The organism is Streptomyces sp. ISL-100 (assembly GCF_018614615.1).
Taxonomy (GTDB): Bacteria; Actinomycetota; Actinomycetes; order Streptomycetales; family Streptomycetaceae; genus Streptomyces.
On record NZ_JAGGOK010000069.1, the window covers coordinates 15,947 to 42,735 of the forward strand.

The 26,789-nt window shown below is 69.8% G+C and carries 25 protein-coding genes; 11 read left to right on the top strand and 14 right to left on the bottom strand.

From position 1 onward, the window contains the following. Positions 1-268 precede the first annotated feature (268 nt). From hisF to hisD, 8 genes are read right to left on the bottom strand one after another with little or no spacing between them, the layout of a single operon-like run. Positions 269-1,024, bottom strand: a complete 756-nt coding sequence (gene hisF, locus J7E89_RS28995; protein ID WP_214977418.1) for an imidazole glycerol phosphate synthase subunit HisF — start codon at positions 1,022-1,024, stop codon at positions 269-271. Then, positions 1,021-1,443, bottom strand: a complete 423-nt coding sequence (locus tag J7E89_RS29000; protein ID WP_214977419.1) for a RidA family protein — start codon at positions 1,441-1,443, stop codon at positions 1,021-1,023. The genes hisF and J7E89_RS29000 overlap by 4 nt, the downstream gene beginning before the upstream one ends. Then, positions 1,440-2,168: a bifunctional 1-(5-phosphoribosyl)-5-((5-phosphoribosylamino)methylideneamino)imidazole-4-carboxamide isomerase/phosphoribosylanthranilate isomerase PriA gene (gene priA, locus J7E89_RS29005; protein ID WP_214977420.1), complete on the bottom strand. Its 729-nt coding sequence runs from the start codon at positions 2,166-2,168 to the stop codon at positions 1,440-1,442. The genes J7E89_RS29000 and priA overlap by 4 nt, the downstream gene beginning before the upstream one ends. Next, positions 2,168-2,812 carry an imidazole glycerol phosphate synthase subunit HisH gene (hisH, locus tag J7E89_RS29010; RefSeq protein ID WP_214977421.1) on the bottom strand — a complete coding sequence of 215 codons (645 nt, stop codon included), beginning with the start codon at positions 2,810-2,812 and terminating at the stop codon, positions 2,168-2,170. Before hisH ends, priA begins: the two co-directional genes overlap by 1 nt. Continuing rightward, a complete protein-coding gene (locus J7E89_RS29015) occupies positions 2,809-2,976 on the bottom strand; it encodes a hypothetical protein (RefSeq protein WP_214977422.1) in 168 nt (55 codons plus the stop codon). Before J7E89_RS29015 ends, hisH begins: the two co-directional genes overlap by 4 nt. Then, positions 2,973-3,566 carry an imidazoleglycerol-phosphate dehydratase HisB gene (gene hisB / locus J7E89_RS29020; protein ID WP_214977423.1) on the bottom strand — a complete coding sequence of 198 codons (594 nt, stop codon included), beginning with the start codon at positions 3,564-3,566 and terminating at the stop codon, positions 2,973-2,975. The genes J7E89_RS29015 and hisB overlap by 4 nt, the downstream gene beginning before the upstream one ends. Continuing rightward, positions 3,563-4,687, bottom strand: a complete 1,125-nt coding sequence (locus J7E89_RS29025) for a histidinol-phosphate transaminase (protein ID WP_214977424.1) — start codon at positions 4,685-4,687, stop codon at positions 3,563-3,565. Before J7E89_RS29025 ends, hisB begins: the two co-directional genes overlap by 4 nt. Further along, positions 4,684-6,006, bottom strand: a complete 1,323-nt coding sequence (gene hisD / locus J7E89_RS29030; protein ID WP_214977425.1) for a histidinol dehydrogenase — start codon at positions 6,004-6,006, stop codon at positions 4,684-4,686. The genes J7E89_RS29025 and hisD overlap by 4 nt, the downstream gene beginning before the upstream one ends. Before the next feature lie 145 nt (positions 6,007-6,151). Between hisD and J7E89_RS29035 the strand changes: the two genes are divergently transcribed. The 4 genes from J7E89_RS29035 to ybaK all read left to right on the top strand — a co-directional run bounded on the left by J7E89_RS29035 (position 6,152) and on the right by ybaK (position 10,332). After that, positions 6,152-7,759: an oxidoreductase gene (locus J7E89_RS29035; protein ID WP_214977588.1), complete on the top strand. Its 1,608-nt coding sequence runs from the start codon at positions 6,152-6,154 to the stop codon at positions 7,757-7,759. Positions 7,760-7,969: 210 nt separating this feature from the next. Further along, positions 7,970-9,001: a hypothetical protein gene (locus tag J7E89_RS29040; protein ID WP_214977426.1), complete on the top strand. Its 1,032-nt coding sequence runs from the start codon at positions 7,970-7,972 to the stop codon at positions 8,999-9,001. Positions 9,002-9,006: 5 nt separating this feature from the next. Next, positions 9,007-9,810 carry an LON peptidase substrate-binding domain-containing protein gene (locus J7E89_RS29045; protein ID WP_214977427.1) on the top strand — a complete coding sequence of 268 codons (804 nt, stop codon included), beginning with the start codon at positions 9,007-9,009 and terminating at the stop codon, positions 9,808-9,810. Between the two features lie 24 nt (positions 9,811-9,834). Continuing rightward, positions 9,835-10,332: a Cys-tRNA(Pro) deacylase gene (gene ybaK, locus J7E89_RS29050; protein WP_214977428.1), complete on the top strand. Its 498-nt coding sequence runs from the start codon at positions 9,835-9,837 to the stop codon at positions 10,330-10,332. 185 nt (positions 10,333-10,517) lie between these two features. Here the strand turns inward: ybaK and J7E89_RS29055 are convergent, their stop codons facing one another. From J7E89_RS29055 to J7E89_RS29070, 4 genes are all read right to left on the bottom strand, one after another. Beyond that, the gene (locus J7E89_RS29055; protein WP_214977429.1) at positions 10,518-11,246 is read right to left on the bottom strand and encodes an ABC transporter permease; all 729 of its coding nucleotides are present in this window, start codon (positions 11,244-11,246) and stop codon (positions 10,518-10,520) included. A gap of 59 nt (positions 11,247-11,305) precedes the next feature. Further along, the gene (locus J7E89_RS29060) at positions 11,306-12,112 is read right to left on the bottom strand and encodes an ABC transporter permease (RefSeq protein ID WP_308315640.1); all 807 of its coding nucleotides are present in this window, start codon (positions 12,110-12,112) and stop codon (positions 11,306-11,308) included. A gap of 47 nt (positions 12,113-12,159) precedes the next feature. Beyond that, positions 12,160-13,140: an ABC transporter ATP-binding protein gene (locus tag J7E89_RS29065; RefSeq protein ID WP_308315641.1), complete on the bottom strand. Its 981-nt coding sequence runs from the start codon at positions 13,138-13,140 to the stop codon at positions 12,160-12,162. A gap of 248 nt (positions 13,141-13,388) precedes the next feature. Next, positions 13,389-14,768, bottom strand: coding sequence for an NYN domain-containing protein (locus J7E89_RS29070; protein ID WP_214977432.1), 1,380 nt, complete (start codon positions 14,766-14,768; stop codon positions 13,389-13,391). 273 nt (positions 14,769-15,041) lie between these two features. Between J7E89_RS29070 and J7E89_RS29075 the strand changes: the two genes are divergently transcribed. Further along, positions 15,042-15,221 (top strand): hypothetical protein, encoded by a 180-nt coding sequence (locus tag J7E89_RS29075; RefSeq protein ID WP_214977433.1) that lies wholly within the window; start codon positions 15,042-15,044, stop codon positions 15,219-15,221. Between the two features lie 91 nt (positions 15,222-15,312). On the opposite strand, the gene dnaE is transcribed toward J7E89_RS29075, so the two are convergent. Next, entirely contained in the window at positions 15,313-18,852 is a 3,540-nt protein-coding gene (gene dnaE, locus J7E89_RS29080; protein WP_214977434.1) for a DNA polymerase III subunit alpha, read from the bottom strand. Between the two features lie 168 nt (positions 18,853-19,020). Between dnaE and J7E89_RS29085 the strand changes: the two genes are divergently transcribed. The 5 genes from J7E89_RS29085 to J7E89_RS29105 all read left to right on the top strand — a co-directional run bounded on the left by J7E89_RS29085 (position 19,021) and on the right by J7E89_RS29105 (position 24,988). Further along, positions 19,021-20,346, top strand: coding sequence for a DUF2252 domain-containing protein (locus J7E89_RS29085; protein WP_214977435.1), 1,326 nt, complete (start codon positions 19,021-19,023; stop codon positions 20,344-20,346). Positions 20,347-20,406: 60 nt separating this feature from the next. Further along, positions 20,407-21,105, top strand: coding sequence for a hypothetical protein (locus J7E89_RS29090; RefSeq protein WP_214977436.1), 699 nt, complete (start codon positions 20,407-20,409; stop codon positions 21,103-21,105). Positions 21,106-21,154: 49 nt separating this feature from the next. Beyond that, entirely contained in the window at positions 21,155-21,961 is an 807-nt protein-coding gene (locus J7E89_RS29095) for a DsbA family protein (protein WP_214977437.1), read from the top strand. An 85-nt stretch (positions 21,962-22,046) separates the two neighbouring features. Further along, entirely contained in the window at positions 22,047-23,699 is a 1,653-nt protein-coding gene (locus J7E89_RS29100; protein ID WP_214977438.1) for an alkaline phosphatase, read from the top strand. Positions 23,700-23,986: 287 nt separating this feature from the next. Next, complete coding sequence (locus tag J7E89_RS29105; RefSeq protein ID WP_308315638.1) at positions 23,987-24,988, top strand: zinc metalloprotease; 1,002 nt, start codon at positions 23,987-23,989, stop codon at positions 24,986-24,988. Between the two features lie 67 nt (positions 24,989-25,055). On the opposite strand, the gene J7E89_RS29110 is transcribed toward J7E89_RS29105, so the two are convergent. Next, positions 25,056-25,625, bottom strand: a complete 570-nt coding sequence (locus J7E89_RS29110) for a dienelactone hydrolase family protein (RefSeq protein ID WP_214977439.1) — start codon at positions 25,623-25,625, stop codon at positions 25,056-25,058. Between the two features lie 30 nt (positions 25,626-25,655). Here J7E89_RS29110 and J7E89_RS29115 point away from each other — a divergent pair, with 30 nt between their 5' ends. Continuing rightward, positions 25,656-26,783, top strand: a complete 1,128-nt coding sequence (locus tag J7E89_RS29115) for a mechanosensitive ion channel family protein (RefSeq protein WP_214977440.1) — start codon at positions 25,656-25,658, stop codon at positions 26,781-26,783. Positions 26,784-26,789 lie beyond the last annotated feature (6 nt).

Genomic DNA, 26,789 nt, shown 5'->3' on the forward strand with positions numbered 1-26,789 from the left:
TCAAACGCCGGACGGGCTGGGTGTGCCACTGAGCGGGATGCCTCCGCCGAGCTGGATGTGTCTGCTGCGCGGCACATCCAGCTCCGCCAGGCACATCCAGCCCGTCCGGCGTTGAGGACACGCCCGAAGGGCATCCGGGGTCTGGGGCGGAGCCCCAGCAGCCCACCCCGGCCACTCCAGCCCGTCCGGCGTTTGAGGACCGGGTCTGGGGCGGCGCCCCAGTTCGGGAAGAGGCGGGTAGGGGAACAGCGCCGCTGGCACCGCACCCCTACCGCACCGGGTGGCCCGCCTCGCGCAGCGTGTCCTTGACCTGGGAGATCCGCAGGTCGCCGAAGTGGAAAACCGACGCCGCCAGCACCGCGTCCGCCCCCGCCGCGATCGCCGGGGGGAAGTGGGCGAGGCGCCCCGCGCCGCCGGAGGCGATCACCGGGACCGTGACGTGCTTGCGCACCGCCGCGATCATCTCCGTGTCGTAGCCGTCCTTCGTACCGTCCGCGTCCATCGAGTTGAGCAGGATCTCGCCCGCCCCGAGCTCCGCCGCCCGGTGCGCCCACTCGACGGCGTCGATGCCGGCGGACTTGCGGCCGCCGTGCGTCGTGACCTCGAAGGAGCCGGATTCCGTACGGCGTGCGTCGACCGACAGGACCAGGACCTGGCGGCCGAAGCGCTCCGCGATCTCGCGGATCAGGTCCGGCCGGGCAATGGCGGCGGTGTTCACACCGACCTTGTCCGCGCCGGCCCGCAGCAGCTTGTCGACGTCCTCGGTGGTGCGTACGCCGCCGCCGACCGTCAGCGGGATGAAGACCTGCTCGGCGGTGCGCCGCACCACGTCGTATGTCGTCTCCCGGTTGCCGGAGGACGCGGTGATGTCGAGGAACGTCAGCTCGTCGGCGCCCTCCGCGTCGTACAGCTTGGCCATCTCGACGGGGTCACCCGCGTCGCGCAGGTTCTGGAAGTTGACGCCCTTGACGACCCTGCCGTTGTCGACATCCAGGCAGGGGATTACTCGGACCGCGAGGGTCATGATTCCCGACCTCCTCGGTCTCCTCGGTAGGCCTCGATCTCGATCTCCACCACCAGGCTCGGGTCCACGAAGCCCGAGACGATGATCATCGACGCCGCCGGGCGGACGTCGTTGAACAGTTCCTTGTGGGCGCGGCCGACGTCGTCGACGTCCCGGGCGTGCGTGATGTACATCCGGGTACGGACCACGTCCGCAGGGCCGAGGCCGAGCTGCTCCAACGCGCCGAAGGCGACACCGAAGGCCGTGATGGTCTGCTGGTACGGCGTACCGGCGTCGATGACGCCGTCCACGACCGACGTACAGCCGGACACCAGGACCAGGCCGTTCGGCAGCTCCACCGCGCGGGAGTAGCCGAACTGCTCCTCCCACGGGGCGCCGGTCGTGACCTTTCGTACGGGGCCGGTGGAGGAAACCGTCATGCGGACACCGCCGCCAGCGCCTCTTCCAGCGTGAACGCCTTCGCGTACAGCGCCTTTCCGACGATCGCGCCCTCCACGCCCTCGGGGACGAGCGACGCGATCGCGCGCAGGTCGTCCAGCGAAGAGACGCCGCCGGACGCGACGACCGGCTTGTCGGTCGCGGCGCAGACGTTCTTCAGGAGCTCCAGGTTGGGGCCCTGGAGCGTGCCGTCCTTGGCGATGTCGGTGACGACGTACCGCGCGCAGCCCTCGGAGTCGAGACGGGCCAGCGTCTCGTAGAGGTCGCCGCCGTCCCGAGTCCAGCCGCGGCCGCGCAGGGTGGTGCCGCGTACGTCCAGGCCTACCGCGATCTTGTCGCCGTACTCCGCGATGACCTTGGCGACCCACTCCGGGGTCTCCAGGGCCGCCGTACCGAGGTTGACGCGCTTGCAGCCGGTGGCGAGGGCCGCGGCGAGCGAGGCGTCGTCGCGGATGCCGCCGGACAGCTCGACCTTGATGTCCATGGAGCGGGCGACCTCGGCGATCTGCGCCCGGTTGTCACCGGTGCCGAACGCCGCGTCGAGGTCGACGAGGTGCAGCCACTCGGCGCCCGCCTGCTGCCAGGCCAGCGCGGCCTGGAGCGGATCGCCGTACGACGTCTCCGAGCCGGACTCGCCATGGACGAGGCGCACGGCCTGACCGTCGCGGACATCTACGGCGGGGAGCAGTTCGAGCTTCTGGGACATCAGAGGGTTCCGATCCAGTTGGTCAGCAGCTGGGCGCCGGCGTCGCCGGACTTCTCGGGGTGGAACTGGGTCGCCCACAGCGCGCCGTTCTCGACGGCCGCCACGAAGGGCTCGCCGTGCGTGCTCCAAGTGACCTTGGGCGCACGGATCTTGGCGTTGGTGACTTCCAGGCTCCAGTCGTGCACGGCGTACGAGTGCACGAAGTAGTAGCGCGCGTCGGCGTCGAGGCCGGCGAACAGCTCGGTGTCCGCAGGGGCGTCGACCGTGTTCCAGCCCATGTGCGGAACGATGGGTGCCCTGAGCGGGCCAACCGTGCCGGGCCACTCGTCAAGGCCCTCGGTCTCCACGCCGTGCTCGATGCCGCGCTCGAAGAGGATCTGCATGCCCACGCAGATGCCCATGACCGGGCGGCCACCGGACAGCCGGCGGCCGACGATCCAGTCGCCGCGCGCCTCGCGCAGCCCCTTCATGCAGGCGGAGAAGGCACCGACGCCGGGGACGAGGAGCCCGTCCGCGTTCATGGCCTTGTCGAAGTCGCGGGTGATCTCGACGTCCGCGCCGACGTGGGCCAGCGCCCGCTCGGCGGAACGGACGTTGCCGAAGCCGTAGTCGAAGACGACGACCTTCTTGCTTACGTCGCTCATGCCCAGATTCCTTGAATTCGCATGACACCGGCGACCAGACACATCACGGCGCCGATACCGAGCAGCACGATGACGCCCTTGGGCAGCTCCTGCTTCCAGAAGGAATACACGCCGCCCAGGAGGAAGAGCCCGACGACGATCAGGATCGTCGACAGGCCTGTCACAGTGCGCCCTTGGTCGAGGGGAGGATACCGGCGGCGCGCGGGTCGTGCTCGGCGGCGTACCGCAGGGCACGGGCCAGGGCCTTGAACTGGCACTCCACGATGTGGTGCGCGTTGCGCCCGTACGGGACGTGCACGTGCAGGGCGATCTGGGCCTGCGCGACGAAGGACTCCAGGATGTGCCGGGTCATCGTCGTGTCGTACTCGCCGATCATCGGCGCCATCTTCTCCGGCTCGGTGTGTACGAGGTACGGGCGTCCGGAGAGGTCGACGGTGACCTGGGCAAGCGACTCGTCCAGCGGCACCGTGCAGTTGCCGAAGCGGTAGATGCCGACCTTGTCGCCGAGCGCCTGCTTGAAGGCGGCGCCGAGCGCGAGGGCGGTGTCCTCGATCGTGTGGTGCGAGTCGATGTGCAGGTCGCCGTCGGTCTTCACGGTCAGGTCGAAGAGGCCGTGGCGGCCGAGCTGGTCGAGCATGTGGTCGTAGAAGCCGACGCCTGTCGACACATCGACCTTGCCGGTGCCGTCGAGGTTGATCTCGACGAGGACGGACGTCTCCTTGGTGGTGCGCTCGACTCGCCCTATGCGGCTCATGAGCTCTGCTCCTTCTTGAGTTCGCGTACCGCATCCAGGAACGCGTCGTTCTCTTCGGGGGTGCCGGCCGTGACCCGCAGCCAGCCCGGTACGCCGTTGTCACGGACCAGGACGCCCTGGTCGAGGATCCGCTGCCACGCGTGGTGGGAGCCTGCCGCGCCGTCGAACCGGCCGAACTGGACGAAGTTCGCGTCCGAGTCCGTCACCTCGAAGCCGATGGCGCGCAGCTCGGTGACCAGGCGGTCCCGCTCGGTCTTGAGCTGCTCGACGTACCCCAGCAGCGTATCGGTGTGTTCGAGCGCGGCGAGCGCGGTGGCCTGCGTGACGGACGACAGGTGGTACGGCAGGCGCACCAGCTGTACGGCGTCGACCACGGCGGGGTCGGCGGCGAGATACCCCAGGCGCAGGCCGGCCGCGCCGAAGGCCTTGGACATGGTGCGGGAGAGCACCATGTTCGGCCGGCCCTCGATCAGCGGCAGGAGGGACGGGTGGTGGCTGAACTCGCCGTACGCCTCGTCGACGACCACCAGGGACGGCTTGGCCGCCTGGGCGGCCTCGTACAGGGCGAGGACGGTGTCGGCCGAGACCGCGGTGCCTGTGGGGTTGTTGGGCGAGGTGATGAAGACGACGTCGGGCTGGTTCTCGGCGATGGACTTCTCGGCCGCCGCGACGTCGATGGTGAAGTCCTCGTTGCGCGGCCCGGAGATCCAGCCGGTGCCGGTGCCCCGCGAGATGAGGCCGTGCATCGAGTACGACGGCTCGAAGCCGATCGCGGTACGCCCCGGCCCGCCGAAGGTCTGGAGCAGCTGCTGGATGACCTCGTTGGAGCCGTTGGCCGCCCAGACGTTGGCCATGGCGACCTCGTGCCCGGCGGTGCGGGTGAGGTAGCGGGCCAGCTCGGTGCGGAGCTCGACCGCGTCCCGGTCCGGGTAGCGGTTGAGCTCGCGGGCGGCGTCGCGCACGCGCTCGGCGATGCGCTCGACGAGCGCGTCGGGCAGCGGGTACGGGTTCTCGTTGGTGTTGAGGCGTACGGGTACGTCGAGCTGCGGCGCGCCGTACGGGGACTTGCCGCGCAGCTCTTCTCGGATGGGGAGATCGTCAATACGGGTGCTGCGGGTCATTGCGTCGGCACCTTCCACCCGAAGCGCGCCTTCAGGGCAGCGCCGTGCGCCGGCAGGTCCTCCGCCTCCGCCAGCGTCACCACGTGGTGCGTGACCTCGGCCAGCGCCTCGCGCGTGTAGTCCACGATGTGGATGCCGCGCAGGAAGGACTGGACCGACAGGCCCGACGAGTGGCAGGCGCAGCCGCCGGTCGGCAGGACGTGGTTGGAGCCGGCGCAGTAGTCGCCGAGCGACACCGGGGCGTACGGACCGACGAAGATCGCGCCCGCGTTGCGTACGCGCCGGGCGAGCGCGGCGGCGTCGGCGGTCTGGATCTCCAGGTGCTCGGCGCCGTACGCGTCGACGACCTTGAGGCCTTCCTCCATGGAGTCGACCAGGACGATCGACGACTGCTTGCCGCCGAGCGCCGGGATGATCCGGTCGTCGCTGTGCTTGGTGGCCGCGACCTGCGGACCCAGTTCCTTCTCGACCGCGTCCGCGAGCTCCTCGGAGTCGGTCACCAGGACGGCGGCGGCCAGCGGGTCGTGCTCGGCCTGGCTGATCAGGTCGGCGGCGACGTGCGCCGGGTCGGCGCTCTCGTCGGCGAGGACGGCGATCTCGGTCGGGCCGGCCTCGGTGTCGATGCCGATGAGGCCGGTGAAGTAGCGCTTGGCGGCGGCGACCCAGATGTTGCCGGGGCCCGTGACCATGTTCACGGGCGCGCACTCATCGGTCCCGTACGCGAACATCGCGACGGCCGTGGCGCCGCCCGCGGCGTACACCTCGTCGATGCCGAGCAGCGCGCAGGCCGCCAGGATCGTCGGGTGCGGCAGGCCGCCGAACTCCTTCTGCGCGGGGGACGCGAGCGCGATGGACTCGACGCCCGCCTCCTGCGCCGGGACCACGTTCATGATCACGGAGGAGGGGTAGACGGACCGGCCGCCGGGCGCGTACAGACCCACCCGCCCGACGGGCACCCACCGCTCGGTAACCGTGCCACCAGGCACGACCTGGGTGGTGTGCTCGCTGCGGCGCTGCTCGCGGTGGACGATCCGGGCGCGCCGGATCGACTCCTCCAGCGCGGCCCTGACCTTGGGGTCGAGCTGCTCCAGGGCGCTACTCAGCGCTTCGGCCGGAACCCTTATGCGCTCCAGCTTCACGCCGTCGAATTTCTCCGCGTACTCGATCAGCGCCGCCGTGCCCCGATGATGCACGTCCTCGCAGATGGGTCGCACCTTTTCGAGGGCGGCCTGTACGTCGAAGTCGGCACGGGGCAGCAGGTCGCGCAGGTCGGCGCCCTCGGGGAGGGCGTCACCGCGCAGATCGATTCGAGAGATCACGCTGCCAATTCTCTCAGACCCCATCCGACAGCCGAGCCTCTGTATCAGTGGCTGATACGCGCCCCACAAGTCATTCATGACCACTAGCGTTCAGCCCGTCACTCAGAGGGAAGAACGGCTGTACGAATCGGCGAAAGGGGCGGCCTTGACCGAGCCGCAGCAAGACGTCGAAGCGCCCGACTGGCTCAGTGCCTCGGAACTCGGCATGTGGCAGGCGTTCCGCAACGGCAGTACGTACGACCTTCGCACTCGCAATCCCGTCCTGGACGACCCGCTGTCCACCCGGCCATGGCCCCCGGAACGCAGCGTCCGCGCGCGCGTGGTCGCGCTGCTGCTGCTCAGTGGGCCGTCCGCGCTGCCCGGGCGGGTCGCCGCGCTCAAGCTCAGCGGCGTACAAATCACCGGCACGCTCAAGCTCTCGGGCGGCCGCGTCGAGCCGTACGTCGAGATGAACAACTGCCGCTTCGAGAAGGAGGTACTGCTGCCCGAGTGCCACTTCACCACGCTGCGCATGGTGGGGTGCGCCATCCCGCGTCTGGAGGCTGCCCGGCTGCACACCGAGGGCGACCTGCATCTGCCGCGCTGCCATGTCCCCGGCGGCATCCGGCTTACCGACGCCCAGATCGGCACGGATCTGCTGATCAACCAGATCGTCGTACGCCAGGACCGAAGGGGCCGCTCGATCGCGGCCGACGGTCTGTCCGTCGCCCAGGACCTCCAGGCCGAGATGATCGAGTCGCACGGCGAGTTCAGCCTGCGCGGCGCGAAGGTCGGCGTGTCGCTGAGCCTGCGCGGCAGCCGGCTGCGACGGCCGTACGGGGTGGAGGGGCGGCGTGCCCTCAACGCCCCGCAGCTGACCGTCGAGCGCACGCTCTACCTGACGCCCGCGGGGATCGGGCCCAGGGGCGCGGCGCCGGGGACCACTCCGCCGTACGGCATCGGGAACACGCCGGTACGCGGCACGCGCGTGCAGCGGTTCGAGTGCGAGGGCGGGCTCCGGCTCGACGACGGGCGGTTCGGCGACGCGGTGGATCTCGACGGCGCGCGGTTCGTCATGTCGCTCGGGCAGGAGCTGTCGATGCGCCGGGTGCAGACCCCCGAGCTGCGGTTTCTCTGCGACCGGCCCGAGGAGGGGAAGGTCGTGCTGTCCGGCGCGAAGGTCGGCAACCTGGTGGACAAGGCGGACAGCTGGCCGCACCCCGGCGGCCTCACCATGGGCGGCTTCACTTACGAGTCCCTGGTGCCTCGCGGGCTGTTCCCGCTCTCGCGGCGGCTGGACTGGGTGACGGCCGCGACCCCGGAGTACAACCCCGAGCCGTACGAGCGTCTGGCCGCCGTCCTGCGCAGCAGCGGGGAGGACGCCGACGCTCGCGAAGTGCTCCTGGCCAAGCAGCGAAGACGGCGCGAGACGCTGCCGCTGGCCGGGAAGCTGTGGGGCTTCCTTCAGGACTGGACCGTGGCGTACGGCTACCGTCCCGGCCGGGCAATGCTGTGGATGGCGGTGCTGTGGGCGGCGGGAGCGGTGGCGTTCGCGCAGCTCGATCCGCCTGCGATCAAACCCCAGGAACACCCGCAGTGGAACGCGTCCCTCTACGCGCTCGACCTGCTGCTGCCCGTGATCAACCTGGGGCAGGACGGGCACTGGCGACTGGAAGGCGGCTGGCAATGGGCGGCGGCGGGCCTGATCCTGCTCGGCTGGATCCTGGCGACGACGGTGGCGGCGGGCGCGTCGCGGCTACTGCGGCGGGGCTGAGCGATTTCGATCGGGGAGAGAGGGGGCACCGCGCCGGGACGCCGGGGGTTACCGGGACTCCGGGGTCACCGGGACGCCACGGTGACCCCCGCCACCCCCGCTTCCTTTACTGTCCCTTGACTGACGTCAGCACAACCTTTCCAGCCGATGCCAAAGCTTCACAGACGCCCTCTGGCGCCGCCCCGACCTGCGGTTTTCAATGGTTCAACGATGCCATTCCTTCGCGCTCTGATCAGCGCCGCGCGCATGATCCGCCACACCTCGGATCTCGGCGCCGGCCTGCTCGACGACGACGAGGTGCTGCTCGACGTACCCGACGAGCGCCTGGGGCCGACCCTCGTCGCCGCCGCCCTCGGCGACCACGGGCCCGCGGCCAAGCTCCTCGCCGCCACCCGGGAGGGCGCCGAGTGGGAGAACCGTGACCGGTACGCCACCCGCCTCGCCACGTTCGCGCACAGCCGCGAGGACTGGCTCAGCGACTGGCTGGCCGCCTCCCCGCACGACCCCGACGCCCTGCTCGTGAAGGCCGAGCTGTCCGTGCGCAGGGCGTGGGAGTCACCGGCCCGTGCCGAGCGGCTGCGGGACGTCGGCCCGCTGATCGAGGCGGCGGCCGATGCCGCTCCGCGCGACCCGGTGCCGTGGCGCATCGCCCTCGACCACGCGCGCGGCACGTACGCCACGCATTCCGCTTTCGAGGAACTGTGGGGGGAGGCGGTGGGCCGCTCCTCGCACCACTACGGGTGCCATGTCTCCGCCCTCCAGTACCTCTCCGCCCAGTGGTACGGCTCGCACCGCGAGTGCTTCGACTTCGCCGAACAGGCCGCCGAGGACGCCCTGCCCGGGTCGCTGGTGCAGGCGTTGCCCGTACGCGCGGCCTTCGCGCACCTGCTGAGCGGCGACGGCACGGCCGGCCCCACCACGGTGATTCCCGGCGAGCGCGTCGACGCGGCGGCCGATCTGGCGATCGCGCTGTCCGCCGAGTATGCGGCGGGCGACCCGTGGCCGGCCGAGGTGCGCAACCTGCTGGCGTACGTCCTGGTCACCAGGGGGCGGTGGGCCGACGCCCTCGAACAGTTCCGGCTGATCGGGACGTACGCGACCTCGTTCCCCTGGGCGTTTCTCAGCGACGACGTGCTGGGCGAGTTCCTGGAGCTGCGCGACGCCGCGAGGATCCAGGTGGCCTCGACGATGCCTTTGCGCAGGACGGCCCGCCGGGTCCGCTCCGACGGCCATTACGCTTAACCGCTGTGACCACCGCTCGTCTTCCCCTCTTCCCGCTGAACTCGGTGCTGTTCCCCGGCCTGGTGCTGCCGCTGAACATCTTCGAGGAGCGTTATCGCGCCATGATGCGCGACCTGCTGAAGGGCGCGGAGTCGGGCGACTCAGGCGACTCGGCCCACTCGCCCGACCAGTCCTCCTCTACCGACTTCTCCGAGGACGAGCCGCGCCGCTTCGTGGTCGTCGCCATCCGCGACGGCCGCGAGGTCGCCACCACCGCGCCCGGCATGCCGGACTCCACCACCATGGCCGAGCGGGGTCCCGCCGCGGGCTTCGGCCCGGACCCGGTGCAGGCCTTCCACCGGGTGGGCTGCATCGCGGACGCGGCGACGATCCGCGAGCGCGAGGACGGCAGCTACGAGGTGCTGGCCACCGGGACGACCCGCGTCAAGATCCTCTCCGTCGACGCGAGCGGCCCGTACCTCACCGCCGAGGTGGAGGAACTGCCCGAGGAGCCGGGCGACGACGCGGGTGCGCTGGCCGAGGGCGTGCTGCGGGCGTTCCGCAGCTACCAGAAGCGGCTGGCGGGCGCGCGTGAGCGCTCGCTGACCACCGGTGCGGAGCTGCCGGACGAGCCGTCCGTCGTGTCGTACCTGGTGGCAGCCGCGACGGTTCTCGACATCCCGGCGAAGCAGCGCCTGCTGCAGGCGCCCGACACGGCGACCCGCCTGCGCGAAGAGCTGAAGCTGCTGCGCGCCGAGACGGCCGTGATCCGCCACCTTCCCTCGCTGCCGGCGGTGGAGCTGACCAGGACACCCACTAGCCCGAACTGACAACCGACCGGAGGCAGAGCCGCAGTGGCCAAGAAGAAGCGCCAGGCCGGAGGCACCCCCGCGACCGTCGCCCTGACCGAGGCGGGGACGGCGTACACGCTCCACGCGTACGAGCACGATCCGGCGTCCGCGTCGTACGGCGAGGAGGCGGCGGAGGCACTGGGCGTTCCGCCGGACCGCGTCTTCAAGACCCTGGTGGCGGACATCGACGGCACGCTGACGGTGGCGGTCGTACCGGTGGCTGGCTCCCTGGACCTCAAGGCGCTGGCGGCGGCGGTCGGCGGAAAGCGCGCGGCAATGGCGGACCCGGTCGCGGCGGAACGCACCACGGGCTATGTCCGGGGCGGCATCTCGCCCCTGGGCCAGCGCAAGAAGCTCCGTACGGTGCTGGACGCCTCGGCGTCGTCGTACGACACGGTGTGCGTCTCGGCGGGCCGCCGCGGCCTGGAGGTCGAACTGTCCCCGTCGGACCTGGCGAAACTGTCGGAAGCGGTAATAGCCCCAATCGCCCGCACGACCTGACGGCGACTGACATGCCGGCAGGCCCAGAACCCTTCAGCCCCGCCCGGCACCGCTTCACCCCCTCCGGCACCCTCCAGCCCGTCCGGCGGCTCTTGTCAGCCCGTCCGGCGTTTGAGGACCGGGGCCTGGGGCGGAGCCACAGTTTCGGGAAGGGGCGGGTAGGGGAATGAACCCGCCCACCGGCGTCAGCTCGGCGTACCGTCCTGCGGCGCACCGGAACCCGCACCAGACCCCGGCCCGGGCATCGGCGCCGCGTCCCCATACCCCGCCCCCCACTCCGGCTCCGGATCCCGCGGTCCGAACAGCGCGGTCAGCCCCAGGTGAACCAGCAGCGCCGCCATCGGCCACGCCAGCAACGCCCCCTTCGCCCCCAGCTTGAGCGGCGCGTCGAACGCCACGCCCTGCCCGACCTCCCGCGCCCGTTCGACCACATCGTCCGTCGGCCCGACCCAGACGCCGACTCCCCACGCGAGCAGCGAGCCCAGCAGCCCGCCCAGGGCGAGCCCGATGACCAGCGGAATACCGCCACGCCGGTTGAACCAGAAGACCAGGGCCGCACTGACCGCGCCGAACGCGAGCGCCAGCAGCACGAACGTGCCGTCCGCCCCGACCGCTTCCTCGCCCTCGGTGTCCTTGAGGAAGACGGCCTTGTCGGTGGATATCAGCGGGACGCGCGGCGCCAGCCACAGCCACAGCAGCCCGAGCGCGACACCCAGGACCGTCAGCGCCAGAACCACCACCGCGGCCCTGACCACCTCCGTCGAGATGCTGGGGTCCGATTCCCCGCCTGCGGCGCCCCCGGCACCGTGGCCGGGGTGGGGCTCGGACGGCGGCTGCGGGGCGCCCCCGGCGTCGGACTTCTGCCAGGGGTCGTTCGGCGGCTGGTGGTGAGGCGGCGTCAGAGGAGCGATCACCCTGCCATCGTGCCAGGCGTCCCGGGCCCCCGCCTCACCGGACCGCTGCGGGCGGTCGGCTAACGGACCGCTGCCCGCCGGTACGCCCACGTCGCGACCGCCAGCGACACGACGCCGACGGCCGCGCACACGGCCAGATCGAGCGCCACCGCGGGCCAGTCGGGATGCGCGTCGAAGGTCCGCGCGAAAGCCTCGACGCCGTACGTCGAAGGCAGCAGATCCCGGGCGTACGAGATCGGCACGGGCAGCCGCTCGGCGGGCAGCACCCCGAGCAGCAGCGCCGCCGACATGCCCAGCTGCCCGAGCAGCGTCGCGAGTTCCTGGCGCGGAGCGAGCAGCCCGAGCGCAGCGCCGAGACCGGCCAGCGCGGCCCCCGCGAGCGGGACGACGGCCGCCAGCACCCACAGATGCGTGAGCGGCAGCTGGAAGAGCACGCACCCGACGACGGCCGTGACGAACGTGCCCGGCACGGTGAAGGAGGCGTACGCGGCGGCCGCCCCCAGCACCACCGCGGCCGGCGGCACCGGCAGCGTGGCGTAGTGGTCGAGGCCGCCGCTGGCCCGCAGCTGCCCGAAGTACTGGGCGAGCAGGTTCAGCGCGACAAAGGCGACGACGAGCACGCTCGACCCGGCGACGACGGCACGCGCCTCATGGCCCCCGTCGACGACCCCGCGCATCAGAACCATGATCCCGACGGACTGGAACGTCGCCACGCAGAGCAGCGGGATACGCGCCACCCGCGCCCGGGACAGCTGCGCCCGGTAGACGGCGGCGAGAGACGGCAACAGCCGCGCGCGGGGCGCGAGCGGCGCGGGCCACACCTCACCGGCCGCACCGGCCACACCCGCTTCCGCGTCCACCCTCACCCCCCGGATCGGCACGGAGCCGGTCTCCGCCTCCGCGGGCACGACACTCACGCCTTGACCAGCCCCTTCGTACCGTTCGTGCTTCCGCCGAGTGCCAGGTAGACGTCTTCGAGGCTCGGCGTCGCCAGAGTGAAGTCGTCGAGCGCCGCGAACGCCCTGCCCCCGGTCACGGCGGCGACGGCCGCCCGCGCCTCGTCGGGAGCCAGCCGCAGCACCCAGCGCCGCCCGGACTCCTGCGCGAACTCCCGCAGCACCGCGACCTCGGGCACGTCCAGCGGCGCCCGTTCCCGCCATACGAGGTCGAGCCGCACCTCACCGGCGACGCGCGCCTTGAGCCCGGCGGGGGTGTCGCACGCGATCACCCGGCCACTCTCCAGCACCGCGACGCGGTCCAGCACCGTCTCGGCCTCGATGACATTGTGCGTAACGAGCAGCACGGTCGCGCCGTTCTCCGCCCGCCGCCGGTCGACGGCCGCCCACACCGCGCGGCGCGCGACGGGGTCCATGCCGGTGGTCGGTTCGTCCAGTACGAGTACGGGCCGCTCGCCGACCAGCACGGCGGCGAAGCAGGCGAGCCGCCGCTGTCCGCCGGAAAGCTTCTTGAGCGGACGCCCGGCGATGTCGCCCAGGCCGAGTTCTTCGAGTACGTCGTCCCGCTCGGCCCGCGCGGCCTTCGCGGTGAGCCCGCGCAGCCGCCCGGTCGTCTCGGCGGCGAGCGACACGGTCAGCTCGTCCAATGCGGTCGATTCCTGCCCGAGGTACCCGACGAGCCGTGAGGCGCGCTCGGGATGCCGGACGAGATCGTGCCCGAGCAGCTCAACACTCCCGGAGTCGGGCCGCATGAGGCCGGTCAGCTGACGTACCAATGTCGATTTACCGGCGCCGTTGGGCCCGAGCAGCCCGAAGATCTCACCGCGGCGTACGTCGAGGGAGATCCCGTCAGTGGCCCGCACGGCCGGTGTCGCGGGCACCCCGCGGCGGCCCCGGGCGGCGGGATACGTCTTGACCAGCTCCCGCACCGCACACACGACTCCCGTGCTGCGTCCCGCCTGCGCTGTGCCCGTACTCACGAGGGACGAGCCTACGGGGTTCACAGCCCGGCGCGGTCCCCGGGGCGGTCCCCGGGCAGTGTCGGCGCGGGTGCCTGCGGCGCTTTCCCCTACCCGCCCCTTCCCGGCTGTGACCATTTGCGGCTCCGCCGCGTGAGCGGCTCCGCCCCAGACCCGGTCCTCACACGCAGGACGGGCTGACGATCGCGGGGCCACCCACCCGCCCCCTACTCCCCCGCCGTCACATGCTCCGCCGCGGCCCGTACGTCGATCTCTCGCCAGAAGCCCGCCCTGATCGCGTACCGGTCGTGCTCGTCGATCTGGTCGTCCTTGTGCGCGAGCAGCCCGAACCGTGCCGCGTACCGCAGCAGTTCACCGTCGATCCGGTGCGGAATCCTCGGGTACATCGTCGACAGCTTCTGCGTGTGGCCGGGGTCCGGCAGTCGTTCCATCCATCGTCGGGCGAAGACCTGGCCGACCTCGAACGGGTCACCGCCGACCGTCGTGATGTCCTCTTCACGGTCCGCCCAGCGCTGTTCCGCGCTGGTCAGCTGCGCCAGCGTCGGCAGCGAGGCGGTCTCGGCCGGCTCGCCGAGCGCACTGCCGTTGCCCGGACGCTCCGCCCAGCCCTTGTCGGACGACCAGCGCAAGGTGGCCCCGGTGGCGGCGCCCGCCGCCGGGGCGGTGTTCGGATGCGGATGCTGCGCCGCCTGCGTGCCGGGCCCGCGCAGGCTCGCGAGGTCCTTCGGGGTCGGCACGCCCTTGGTGCCGTGCGCCGGATGCGCCCCCTCCTCGGAACCGTTCGCAGCGCCGGCGGACGCGGGAGCCGGCGGGGCGGCGGGATCCGCGGCCCCTGCGGACCCGTTCCGTGCGGCGCCCGCACCCGCCGCTTCCGCCTCGGCCCGCGCCTGAGCCTGGGTGTGCGCCGCCCGCTCGGCCCGCTCCGCTCGCTCCGCCGAAGCTGCGAGCGCCGACTCCGGCAGCGGCGCCGACAGAATCGCGGCGATCTCCGGCCGCGGCACCGGTGGCGGAGCGCAGATCCCGGTGAGGTCCTTCGCCCGTACGGCCTTGGTGATCCAGACGCGGTCCAGGACACGCCGCTCGTCGGCCTCGGCGACCAGGTCCTCGGACTGGTTGTAGTCCCCGTCGGCGGCCTGCACGGCCCACAGGTGCACCGCTACGCCGTGCTCCTTCGCGGACATCAGCCCCGGTAGCAGATCCCCGTCCCCGGTCACCAGCACAATGTCCGAGCAGGCGCGATTTCTGGCCAGCTCGGTCAGCTCCGCGTGCATCGCCGCATCGACGCCCTTCTGCGCCCACCGCCCGTCGCTCCGGGTCAGAGCGCCGAGCCTGACCGTCACGCGCGGCATGACGCGCAGCCGCCGGTGCTCGGGCTGCGGAACGCGGTCGGGCGCGCCGTCGAACCAGTAGATGCGAAGCAGCGGCTGTTCCGTATCCGCTTCGGCCCGTTCTCGCAGGCCCTGGATGAGGGCCGCGTGATCCACGGTGATGCGGGAGCGGGCCGGTTCTCCGGCGAGCAGGCTCGCGGCGGCGCCCAGCAGGTAGCCGGCGTCCACCAGGACGACGCAGCGGTCCACGCGTTCCACCCTCTTTCGGGAACCTCGGGATCGAAAGGTGCTCAGGTGCTTCGGCAGTGCTTGAGGAGTGCTTTGGGAGTGCATCAGGCTTCGGGCTTCCTTCGAGTCTGCCCGACTGCGTAAGGGTTAACGGCCGGAACTCGATCATCGGCGTGGCGGATGCCGAAGTTGCTTCACAACAGCCCCAATTACGCACGGTAATGATCCAAAATGCGAGCTATGTCGCGCTGTGTGAATCTGGTCCCGGCCCTGGCCCCCAGAACCCCCACAGGAGGCAGCACCATGGCCAAGAACAAGAATCGCAAGCAGGGCGCCCAACAGGACCGCGCGTCCTCGGTGGTGCGTGGAACCGAGCAGGCCAAGGACAGTGCCTTCGAGTCCCACGCCCAGCCGCAGACGCACGCTCAGGGCAGCCCTGCTGATGTTGCCCGTAAGCACCAGCGGCGCTTCGGCCACAACTGATCACGCCGCGTAAGTACGTAGCGAAGTACGTAGCGCAGAAGGGGCACACCCGTGACGACGGGTGTGCCCCTTCTCAGTGCGTGCTCGGCCCTCAGCCCGCCAGGCAGGACGGGCCGAGCAGCACCTTCAGGTCCCCGAAGAGCGCCGGGTCCGGCTGCACGCGGTGCCGGTCGAGCCGCAGCACCGTCGTCTTGCGCGCCCCCTGGAGCTTGATCCGGACCTCCGTGTTGCCCCGGTGGTGCTTGAGGATCTCGCCGAGCTTGGTGACCATCGGCGGCGTCACCTTCACCGTCGGGATGGTGAGGACCACGGGCGCGTTGGTCCCGGCCGAAGAGACGTCCGGGACCATCAGCTCCATCGCGACCAGCCGCGGAATGTCCTCGCGCTTGTCGAGCCGGCCCTTGACGAAGACCACGGTGTCCTCGACGAGCTGGGTCGAGACCAGCTGGTACGTCGCCGGGAAGAACATGCACTCGATGGAGCCGGCCAGGTCCTCGACGGTCGCGATCGCCCAGGCGTTGCCCTGCTTGGTCATCTTGCGCTGGAGGCCGGAGATGATGCCGCCGATGGTGACGATCGCGCCGTCGGAGTGCTCACCGCCGGTGAGTTGCGAGATCGCGGCGTCGGCCTTGTCGCTCAGGACATGCTCGATGCCGAAGAGGGGGTGGTCCGAGACGTACAGGCCGAGCATCTCGCGCTCCTGCGCGAGCAGGTACGACTTCTCCCACTCGATGTCGGAGAACTCCACATCCAGCCCGAAGCCCGGCTCGTCGCTCTCCTCCTCGCCCATGCCGCCGAAGAGGTCGAACTGCCCCTCCGCCTCCTTGCGCTTGACCTGCACCACGTTGTCGATCATCGGCTCGTGGTGCGCGACGAGGCCCTTGCGGGTGTGCCCCATCTCGTCGAAGGCACCGGCCTTGATGAGCGATTCGACGGTCCGCTTGTTGCAGACGACCGCTTCCACCTTGTCGAGGAAGTCGGGGAAGGAGCTGTACTTCCCCTTCGCTTTCCGGCACCGGATGATCGAGTCCACAACGTTCTGACCGACGTTACGAATGGCGGTCAGGCCGAAAAGGATCACGTCGTCGCCCTGCGCGGCGAAGTTCGACTGCGACTCGTTCACATTCGGCGGCAGCACCTTGATGCCCATGCGCCGGCACTCGTTCAGGTAGACGGCCGACTTGTCCTTGTCGTCCTTGACGGAGGTCAGCAGCGCCGCCATGTACTCGGCGGGATAGTTCGCCTTGAGGTACGCCGTCCAGTAGGTGACCAGCCCGTACGCCGACGAGTGCGCCTTGTTGAACGCGTATCCGGCGAAGGGGACCAGCACGTCCCACAGCGCCTGGATCGCCGCGTCGGAGTACCCCTTCTTCTTCGCGCCCGCCTGGAAGAGGACGAAGTTCTTCTGAAGCTCGTCGGGCTTCTTCTTGCCCATCACGCGGCGCAGGATGTCGGCCTCGCCGAGCGAGTAACCGGCGATGATCTGCGCGGCCTTCTGCACCTGCTCCTGGTACACGATCAGGCCGTGGGTGAGGCCGAGGACCTCCTTGAGAGGCTCCTCCAGCTCCGGGTGGATCGGCGTGATCTCCTGCTGGCCGTTCTTGCGCAGCGCGTAGTTCGTGTGCGAGTTCATGCCCATCGGGCCCGGCCGGTACAGGGCCGAGACGGCGGAAATGTCCTCGAAGTTGTCGGGCTTCATCAGCCGCAGCAGGGACCGCATCGGGCCGCCGTCGAACTGGAACACGCCGAGCGTGTCACCGCGGCACAGCAGCTCGTACGTCGCGGGGTCGTCCAGCGGGAGGCTGAGCAGCTCCAGGTCGATGCCCTTGTTGGACTTCACCATCTTGACGGCGTCGTCCATGATGGTGAGGTTGCGCAGGCCGAGGAAGTCCATCTTCAGCAGGCCGAGCGACTCGCAGCTCGGGTAGTCCCACTGCGTGATCGTCACGCCGTCGGTGTGCCGCACCCACACCGGCACATGATCCGTGATCGTCTCGCTGGACATGATCACGCCGGCCGCGTGCACACCCATCTGCCGGACCAGGCCCTCGACACCCTTTGCCGTGTCGATGACCTTCTTCACGTCCGGCTCGTTCTCGTACATCCCCCGGATCTCGCCCGCCTCGCTGTAGCGAGGGTGCTTCGGGTCGGTGATGCCGTTGAGGTCGATGCCCTTGCCGAGTACGTCGGCGGGCATGGCCTTGGTGAGCCGGTCGCCCATCGCGTACGGGTAGCCCAGGACACGCGCGGAGTCCTTGATCGCGTTCTTGGCCTTGATCTTTCCGTACGTGCCGATCATGGCGACCTTGTCGGCGCCGTACTTCTCCGTCACATACCGGATCACCTCGCCACGCCTGCGCTCGTCGAAGTCGATGTCGACGTCGGGCATGGAGATGCGCTCAGGGTTGAGGAACCGCTCGAAGATCAGGCCGTGCTCGATCGGGTCGAGGTCGGTGATGCCCATGGCGTACGCGACGATCGAACCGGCCGCGGAGCCACGCCCAGGGCCGACCGCGATGCCGTTGTTCTTCGCCCACATGATGAAGTCGGCGACCACGAGGAAGTACCCCGGGAAGCCCATGTCGATGATGATCTTCATCTCGTACTCGACCTGCTGGAGCCGGTCTTCCGGGATGCCGTTCGGGTAACGCCGGGCCATGCCGCGCATGGTCTCCTCGCGGAACCACGTCACCTCGGTGTACCCCTCGGGCACATCGAACTTGGGCATCAGGTTCCGCTCCTGGAACCAGCCCTCCGTGTCGATCTGCTGCGCGACCAGGAGCGTGTTGGCGCAGCCCTCCTGCCAGGCGTCGGAGGAGTCGACGGCGTACATCTCGTCGGTCGACTTCAGGTAGTAGCCGGTGCCGTCGAAGCGGAAGCGGTCCGGGTCGGAGAGGTTCTTGCCGGTCTGGATGCACAGCAGCGCGTCGTGCGCGGTCGCCTCGTTGGCGTAGGTGTAGTGCGAGTCGTTCGTGACGAGCGGCGGGATGTTGAGCTTCTTGCCGATCTCCAGCAAGCCGTCACGGACCCGGCGCTCGATCTCGATGCCGTGGTCCATCAGCTCCAGGAAGTACTTGCCCTCACCGAAGATGTCTTTGTAGTCCGACGCCGCCTGCACTGCCTCGTCGAACTGCCCGAGCCGCAGCCGCGTCTGCACCTCGCCCGACGGACACCCGGTGGAGGCGATCAGGCCCTCCGACCACTGGGAGATCGTCTCCTTGTCCATGCGCGGCCACTTCGTCAGCCAGCCCTCGGCGTACGCGTCCGAGGAGAGCCGGAAGAGGTTGTGCAGGCCAGTCTTGTTCGCCGCCCAGATCGTCTTGTGCGTATATCCACCGGAACCGGACACGTCGTCGCGCTTCTGATGCGGCTGACCCCACTGGATGCGCCGCTTGTTGCGCCGCGACTCGGGGGCGACGTACGCCTCGATGCCGATGATCGGCGTCACACCCGCCTTCTTCGCCGAATGGAAGAAGTCGTACGCCCCGTGCAGGTTGCCGTGGTCGGTCATCGCGATGTGCGACATGCCCATCTCGTTGCAGGCCTCGAACATGTCCTTGAGCCGCGCGGCACCGTCCAGCAGCGAGTACTGGGTGTGAACGTGGAGGTGCGTAAAGGGCGGCTTGGTCACGGTGAAGGCCTCCGGCAAAACGGTCGGTGACAGGTTGGGTGGACAGCTCGGAAGTCTACTTCGGCGGACTGACAACGAGGGGGCACTCACGAGTACGGTCAGGCGTTGGAAACAGGGAATGCCCTGTCCTTTTTGTCAAAGACGTCATGCACCAGGAGGCAACCGGCGATGTCGGTCCAGCAGACAGACGCCGCTCAGCGCGGCGAGCAGATCCTCGCCGTCTTCGAGACCTCGTTCGGCAGGCTTCTGGCCGCCGACCCAGCCGCCTTCCGGGTCAAGTTCCGCAAGATGGCCGCCTCCGCCTTCGCCTTCTACCGGGGCACGGCCGGCCTGTTCTACGCCGACCTCGAGCGCGAGCAGAACGCCGGCCCGTACCTGGACGAGCGCACCGGGCGGGTGTGGATCCACGGCGACCTGCACGCCGAGAACTTCGGCACCTACATGGACTCCCAGGGCCGGCTGATCTTCAACGTCAACGACTTCGACGAGGCGTACGTCGGCCCCTTCACCTGGGACCTCAAGCGCTTCGCCGCCTCCGTCGCGCTCATCGGCTACACCAAGGCCCTCAGCGACGACCAGATCACCGATCTGGTGCTGACCTACGCCGCCGCCTACCGCGAGCGCATCCACGCCCTGGCGACCGGAGCGAAGAACGACGAGGTGCCGCCCTTCACCTTGGACACGGCCGAGGGCCCGCTGCTCGGCGCGCTGCGCTCCGCCCGGTCGCTGACCCGCTTCGGGCTGCTCGAATCGATGACCGAGATCCGCGACTTCGAGCGCCGCTTCGCCCCCGACGGCGGCTCGATCGACCTCGACGCCGCCACCCGCTACAAGGTCCTGGCGGCCTTCGACGGCTACCTGGAGACGCTGCCCGAGTCCAGCCTGACCCGCCCCGAGTCCTACCGGGTGAAGGACGTCGTCGGGCGGCGCGGCATCGGCATCGGCTCCGCCGGGCTGCCCTCGTACAACATCCTGCTCGAAGGCAACAGCGACGCCCTCGAGAACGACGTCGTGATCTACATGAAGCAGGCGCAGACCCCGGCGGTCTCCCGGCACATCACCGACAGCGCTGTCCGCGAGTATTTCCAGCACGAGGGCCACCGCACGGTGATCTCGCAGCGCGCCCTCCAGGCGCACGCGGACCCGTGGCTGGGCTGGACCGAGCTGGACGGGGCGGGGCAGCTGGTCGCGGAGGTCTCGCCGTACGCCGTGGACCTGGACTGGTCGGACATCGACGACCTGGAGGAGATCGCGGCGGTCGTCGCCGACCTCGGCAGGGCGACCGCCACCATGCACTCGGCGGCGGACGACGAGAGCGGCCACTCACTGGTGCCGTTCTCCACCGAGCGCGCGATCGACGCGGCGATCGCGGGCGACGAGGACAGCTTCGGGGACCTGCTGGTGGACTTCGCGCACTCCTACGGAGCGCGGGCGCGGGCCGACCACCAGATCTTCGTCGACCTGTTCCGCAACGGCCGGATCCCGGGGCTCTGACCGACCACCCGGCACGGCCTTAGGGCTCTCTTACAGCAACCCGTGGCAAACTCACGAGCTATGGACGTATCGGGGACGCAGCTGAGGGCGGTGCGGGCGGCGCTTTTCACCGCCCTCGTCGTCACGCTCTCCGCCGCGTCCCATGTGCTGCTCTCCCGGGTCCCGCTGCCGCTGACCGTGGTGGCCGGGATCGCGGCCGCCGTGTTCGCCGTCGCGTACGCACTGGCGGGCCGGGAGCGCGGCTTCGGCGCCATCGCGGGTCTGCTCGTACCACTGGAGCTGGCCGCCGACACGGTCTTCACCACCGGACAGCACCTCTGTTACGGGGCTGCCGGCGGCCCGGTCGCGGGCTCATTGCGCTCGGTCGGGTTCGACATGCTGTGCGGCGGCGGTGCGAAGGGCGAGCTCGGTGCTCCGCTCGTACGGGTCACGGGTCCCCAGGAGAGCGCCGCCGCCCTCCTCAGCTCCCCCGATCCCGCCCTGCCCTGGCTGCTGCTCGCCGCGCACATCGCGGTGGGGCTGCTCGCCGCGGCCTGGCTGCGGCGCGGTGAGGCGGCGCTCGCCGGGCTGGTGCGGACCGTGGCCGCGTTCACCTTCCGGCCGCTGCTGATCGCAGTCGCCGCGACCGGCGCGGCCCACTGGCCCGTACGCCGCGCGGCTCGGCCCGCCCGCCGGGTCCGTACCGTCTCCCCCGGCCGGCTGTTCGTGCACTCCGTAGGACGCAGGGGGCCGCCGCGCTCGGCATGCGTTTTCGCCTGAGCCCAGCAGCCCTCCAGCCCCCCTAGTCCCCCGTACGGAGAACACCACCATGAGTGCACGCAACAACCAGGCCAACAAGGCAGCGGCCCGCGAGCGGCTGCGCGCCGAGCGCGAGCGCCAGGCCAAGAAGGACAGGACCCGCCGCCAGCTGATCGTCGCCCTTTCGATCGTCGGCGTCCTGGCGGTGGCCGGCGGCGTCGGATACGGCGTCATGCAGGCGAACAAGCCCTCCGCCTGGGAGGCCGCCAAGAACGAGAAGCAGATCACCGCTCCGGCGAACACCGAGGGCACGACCGTCGTTGTCGGCAAGAAGGACGCCAAGAAGACGCTGGAGCTGTACGAGGACTCGCGCTGCCCCGTCTGTGCGACGTTCGAGCAGGCCAACGGCGAGACGATCAAGAAGGACGTCGACGCGGGCAAGTACAAGGTCAAGTACATCGGCGCCACCTTCATCGACACGACCATCCCCGGCGAGGGCTCGCGGAACGCGCTGAGCGCGCTGGGCGCCGCGCTGGACGTCAGCCCCGAGGCGTTCCTGGAGTACAAGGGCGCGCTGTACTCGCAGAAGAACCACCCCGCGGAGCAGGACGACAAGTTCGCCAAGGACGACTACCTGATCAAGGTGGCCGACGAGGTGGACGCCCTCAAGGGGAACAAGAAGTTCCAGCAGAACGTGCAGGACGGCACCTTCGACGCCTGGGCGCTGAAGATGTCGGACACCTTCGACAAGAGCGGCGTGAAGGGCACGCCGACGCTCAAGATGGACGGCAAGAAGGTCACCGGTTCGGACGGCGAGAACCCGCCCATGACGCCCGCGGAGTTCAAGACCGCGATCGACAAGGCCCTCAAGGCGTAGCGGCGGCACGACACTTCACCCAAGGGTGGGCGAACATTCTTGCGTTTGCCCACCCTTGAGCCGTACTGATCAGTAATGTACGGCCGTGACCAGTCGATTCGCTTCATCTCCCAGCCGCCGCACGGCTCTCAAAGCCGCCGCCGCCACCGCTGTCGCCGCCCCTGTCGTCGCCGGTACGAGCTCCAGAGCCGCTGCTGCCGACGCCGTACAGAGACCCGCGTTCCTCCATGGAGTCGCTTCCGGCGACCCGTTGCCCGACGGCGTCCTCCTGTGGACCCGCATAACTCCCACCCCTGACGCCGGGCCGGGCTCCGGCAAGGGGCCCGACGTAGCGGTGAGTTGGGAGGTCGCCGAGGACAAGGGGTTCTCGAAGACCGTCGCCCGCGGTACGACGACCGCGAGCGCGGCGACCGACCACACCGTCAAGGTCGACGTAAGGGGCTTGGCTCAGGCGACCGCCTATTACTTCCGCTTCACCGCGGGCGAGGTCGTGTCCCCCATCGCCCGCACCCGCACCGCTCCCGCCGCCGACGCCGCCACGCCCGGTGTGCGCTTCGGCGTCGTTTCCTGCGCCAACTGGGAGTCGGGTTACTTCTCGGCGTACCGGCATCTCGCCGCCCGCGCCGACCTGGACGCGGTCCTCCACCTCGGCGACTACGTCTACGAGTACGCGACCGGCAGCTACCCCGCGCCCTCATCCGTCGTACGGCAGCACGAGCCCACCCACGAGATCCTCACGCTCGCCGACTACCGCACCCGCCACGGCAAGTACAAGACCGACGCCGATCTCCAGGCCCTGCACGCCGCGCACCCGGTCATAGCCATCTGGGACGACCACGAAATCGCCAACGATGCCTGGTCGGGCGGCGCGGAGAACCACACGCCGGGCGCGGAGGGCGAGTGGGCCGCGCGCGTGGCCGCCGCGAAGCAGGCGTACTTCGAGTGGATGCCGGTCCGCGCCTCCACGGAGGGCACCGTCTACCGGCGGCTGCGCTTCGGCAAGCTGGCCGATCTGCACCTGCTCGACCTGAGGTCGTTCCGCTCCCAGCAGGCGAAAATCGGCAACGGATCGGTCGACGATCCGGAGCGTACGATCACGGGCCGCGCCCAGCTGGACTGGCTCAAGTCCGGGCTCGCCTCCTCCGACGCCGCCTGGAAGCTGGTGGGTACGTCGGTGATGATCTCGCCGGTTGCCTTCGGCTCCCTTCCGGCCCATCTGCTGGAGCCGCTGGCCGAGTTGGTCGGTCTGCCCAAGGAAGGCCTCGCGGTCAATGTCGACCAGTGGGACGGCTACACCGACGACCGCAAGGAGCTGATCACCCACCTCAGGGACCGGGCGATCAAGAACACGGTCTTCCTGACCGGTGACATCCACATGGCATGGGCCAACGACGTGCCGGTCAGGGCGGCGACGTATCCGCTCTCGCCGTCGGCGGCGACCGAGTTCGTGGTCACCTCGGTCTCCTCGGACAACCTCGACGACATCCTGAACGTCGCGCCGCAGACCGTCTCGCTGGTCGCCGCCACGGCGGTCAAGGCCGCCAACCGACATGTGAAGTGGCTGGACATGGACTCTCACGGCTTCGGCGTCCTCGATGTCACGGGCGAGCGCTCGCAGATGGACTACTTCGTCATCTCCGACAAGACGCGGCAGGACGCGACCGCGCGCTGGGCGCGCTCGTACCGCACGCTCAGCGGAACGCAGAAGGTCGAGCGGGTGAACCAGCCGGTTCACTGACGGGCGATTTTCAGCCACCAAGCAACCTGTTGCGAGCAGATCACGTCAGGAGGCGGGTGGTGTTAATCCGCCATCCGAATGCGGACACACCACCCGCCTCGGTAGCCCCAGGCCTTACCTGCACATCTCAATGTCTGGACCAGGCTGAAACTTTTCGTCCCGATGCCCCAATTGCTCTGCGGATTGATTGGGCTTGATCGCTTCTCTTCAAGATCTGACATGCACACATAACCTCCGGGCAGCGGCGAGGAACAACCCACCCTCGCCCACCCCCGCGAGGAGTCAACGTGCGTGCTCTTGCCCGTATATCCCCCCTTCTGCGCAAGCGGTTCATCGGTACGGCGGTGATGGCCGGAACCCTGGCCCTGTCCACCCTGTCCGCACCCGCCGGTACGGCCGTCGCCAAGGCGCCTGCCGGGAAGGCCGAGAAGTGCGTCGAGGAGACGCACGCGAGCACCGCCCGCGAGGCGCGTCCGTCGGGTGACCAGCACGCCCATGAGCCCAACGAGGTCACCGCCGCCAAGGCCCAGGCCATGGACGCGGACCTGCGCAAGAGACTCGACAAGCTGCGTACGTCGGGCGGCGCCGCCAGGGACTTCTCGGCCACCGCCGTGAGGAACATCCCGGTGTACTTCCACGTCGTGCACAGCGGCACCACGGGCAAGCTGACGACGACCGACATCAACAACCAGATGGCGGTCCTCAACTCGGCGTTCGGCGGCCAGGGCACCGGAAACGTCAATTCCAACTTCCAGTTCACGCTGGCCGGTACGGACTACACGGACAACGCCTCCTGGTACAACCTGGCGTCCGGCTCGACCGCCGAGAAGGAGATGAAGGCCGCCCTGCGTCAAGGCGGCGCCGGCGCGCTCAACTTCTACACCGCCAACCTCAGCGGCGGCCTGCTCGGCTGGGCGACCTTCCCGAGCTCGTACCAGTCCAACCCGACGATGGACGGCGTCGTCGTCCTCGACAAGTCGCTCCCGGGCGGCAGCTCCGCCAACTACAACGAGGGCGACACCGCCACCCACGAGGTCGGCCACTGGCTCGGGCTCTACCACACCTTCCAGGGCGGCTGTAACGGCAACGGCGACTACGTCACCGACACCCCGGCCGAGAAGAGCGCCGCGTACCAGTGCCCGACCGGCCGTGACTCCTGCGCCAGCAAGCCCGGCGTCGACCCGGTCCACAACTTCATGGACTACACGTACGACAACTGCATGTACCAGTTCACGGCCGGCCAGGTGACGCGGATGACCGACAGCTGGACGGCGTACCGCGCCGGCTGACCGAACCACTCATGCCGAGGCCTCGCGCGTCCCGCGGAAACGGGTACGCGCGGGGCCTCGCGCCGCTTTAAAGAGTCGCCAGGAACCCGGCCGCGACCTTCCACGTCTGCGCGGCCGCATCGGCGTCGTAGTCCGGCAGATCCGGGTCGGTGTAGAGGTGCCCGGCTCCGGGATAGCGATAGATCTCCACGTCCGCGCCGGCCCGCCGTATCCGCAGATACCAGGCGTTCAGCCAGTCGTCGGACTCGAAGGGATCCGGGTCCGCGACATGCAGCTGTACGGGCAGATCGTGCGCCGAAGCGTCGTCCGCGATGTCCGAGGTGCCGTGCAGAAGCAGCAGCCCACGGGCCTTCTCGTCACCGAGCGCCAGATTCTGCGCCACGGACCCGCCGAAGGAGAAACCGGCGTACACCAGACCGCTCTCGGAGTGCGGGGCAGCGGCCAGAACGGCACGCCGCAGCAACTCGTCCCGGCCGATGGCGTCCTTGATCGCCATACCCTCCTCCACGGTTTCGGCGGTTTGCCCGTCGAAGAGGTCGGGCACGTGCACCTGGTGCCCGGCGGCACGTAGCCGCTCTGCTGCGGCGTGCACCGCCGGGCGCAGACCGCAGACGGAGTGGAAAAGCATGATGTCCATCCCGTCATCCTCCCATTTAGCGTCGGAGTCATGGAGAACGTACTGCGCCCGTTGCTCGTCATCGGTGGCTCGGTCACGCTCACGCTGCTCGTCGGCTGGGCCGCCGATCTCTTTCTGCGCCGGACCGATGCCCGTCACCACGAGACCCCCCTGTGGGGCCTGCTGCGCCGCTGCCGCGTCCCGCTGCAGGTGCTGCTGCTCGCCGCGGTCCTGAGAGGGGCGTACGAGAAGACCGACCTGAGGATGGTCCAGGACCACAGGGGCGGAATCGGCCAGACGCTCTCGCTGGTGCTGATCGGCACCGGCGCGTGGCTGGTGGTGCGGATCGCCTCCGCCGTCGTGGAATCGTCGTACGCCCGCTACGCGTCCTCGACACGCGATCCTGCCCGGGTACGGCGTGTCCGCACCCAGGTCACGCTGATCATGCGGATCGTGACCGCGGTCGTGGCGGTGGTGGCGGCCGGCGCGATGCTGATGACCTTCCCCGGCATGCGGACGATCGGTACGTCGATGCTCGCCTCGGCCGGAATCATCGGCATCGTCGCCGGTGTCGCGGCCCAGTCGACCCTCGGCAACCTCTTCGCCGGCTTCCAGATCGCCTTCGGCGACATGGTGCGCATAGGGGACACGGTGGTCGTGGACGGCGAGTGGGGCACGGTGGAGGAGGTCACGCTCACGTTCCTGGCCGTACGGACCTGGGACGAGCGGCGGATCACGATGCCGGTGTCGTACTTCACCAGCAAGCCGTTCGAGAACTGGTCGCGCGGCGGCGCCCAGATGACCGGCACGGTCTTCCTCCACCTCGACCACAGCGCCCCCGTGGACCTGATGCGGGAGAAGCTCCAGGAGATCCTGGGTACGTGCAAGGCCTGGGACGGCCGCGACTGGGGCCTGGCGGTCACCGACACGACGCCGAACACCATGGAGCTACGGGCGGTCGTCACGGCCAAGGACGCGGACGACGTCTGGACAGTGCGGTGCACAGTGCGTGAACAACTGATCGCCTGGCTGACCGAGAAGCACCCGTACGCCCTCCCCCGCATCGCCACAGCCCCGGCGGCCCACCCGCCGAACGGCAACGGCCGCCGCCCGCCGGAGGCGAACACGCACGCCGAGGACGACACGACCGACCCGACCCCGCGCACGGGCCGCGGCTGACCCGGC

Bases quoted from the DNA above. Each gene is read 5' to 3' on its own strand.
- hisF (WP_214977418.1), bottom strand. From the start codon at position 1,024: ATGACCCTCGCGGTCCGAGTAATCCCCTGCCTGGATGTCGACAACGGC.
- J7E89_RS29000 (WP_214977419.1), bottom strand. From the start codon at position 1,443: ATGACGGTTTCCTCCACCGGCCCCGTACGAAAGGTCACGACCGGCGCC.
- priA (WP_214977420.1), bottom strand. From the start codon at position 2,168: ATGTCCCAGAAGCTCGAACTGCTCCCCGCCGTAGATGTCCGCGACGGT.
- hisH (WP_214977421.1), bottom strand. From the start codon at position 2,812: ATGAGCGACGTAAGCAAGAAGGTCGTCGTCTTCGACTACGGCTTCGGC.
- hisB (WP_214977423.1), bottom strand. From the start codon at position 3,566: ATGAGCCGCATAGGGCGAGTCGAGCGCACCACCAAGGAGACGTCCGTC.
- J7E89_RS29025 (WP_214977424.1), bottom strand. From the start codon at position 4,687: ATGACCCGCAGCACCCGTATTGACGATCTCCCCATCCGAGAAGAGCTG.
- J7E89_RS29040 (WP_214977426.1), top strand. From the start codon at position 7,970: ATGCCATTCCTTCGCGCTCTGATCAGCGCCGCGCGCATGATCCGCCAC.
- J7E89_RS29075 (WP_214977433.1), top strand. From the start codon at position 15,042: ATGGCCAAGAACAAGAATCGCAAGCAGGGCGCCCAACAGGACCGCGCG.
- J7E89_RS29085 (WP_214977435.1), top strand. From the start codon at position 19,021: ATGTCGGTCCAGCAGACAGACGCCGCTCAGCGCGGCGAGCAGATCCTC.
- J7E89_RS29090 (WP_214977436.1), top strand. From the start codon at position 20,407: ATGGACGTATCGGGGACGCAGCTGAGGGCGGTGCGGGCGGCGCTTTTC.
- J7E89_RS29095 (WP_214977437.1), top strand. From the start codon at position 21,155: ATGAGTGCACGCAACAACCAGGCCAACAAGGCAGCGGCCCGCGAGCGG.
- J7E89_RS29110 (WP_214977439.1), bottom strand. From the start codon at position 25,625: ATGGACATCATGCTTTTCCACTCCGTCTGCGGTCTGCGCCCGGCGGTG.
- J7E89_RS29115 (WP_214977440.1), top strand. From the start codon at position 25,656: ATGGAGAACGTACTGCGCCCGTTGCTCGTCATCGGTGGCTCGGTCACG.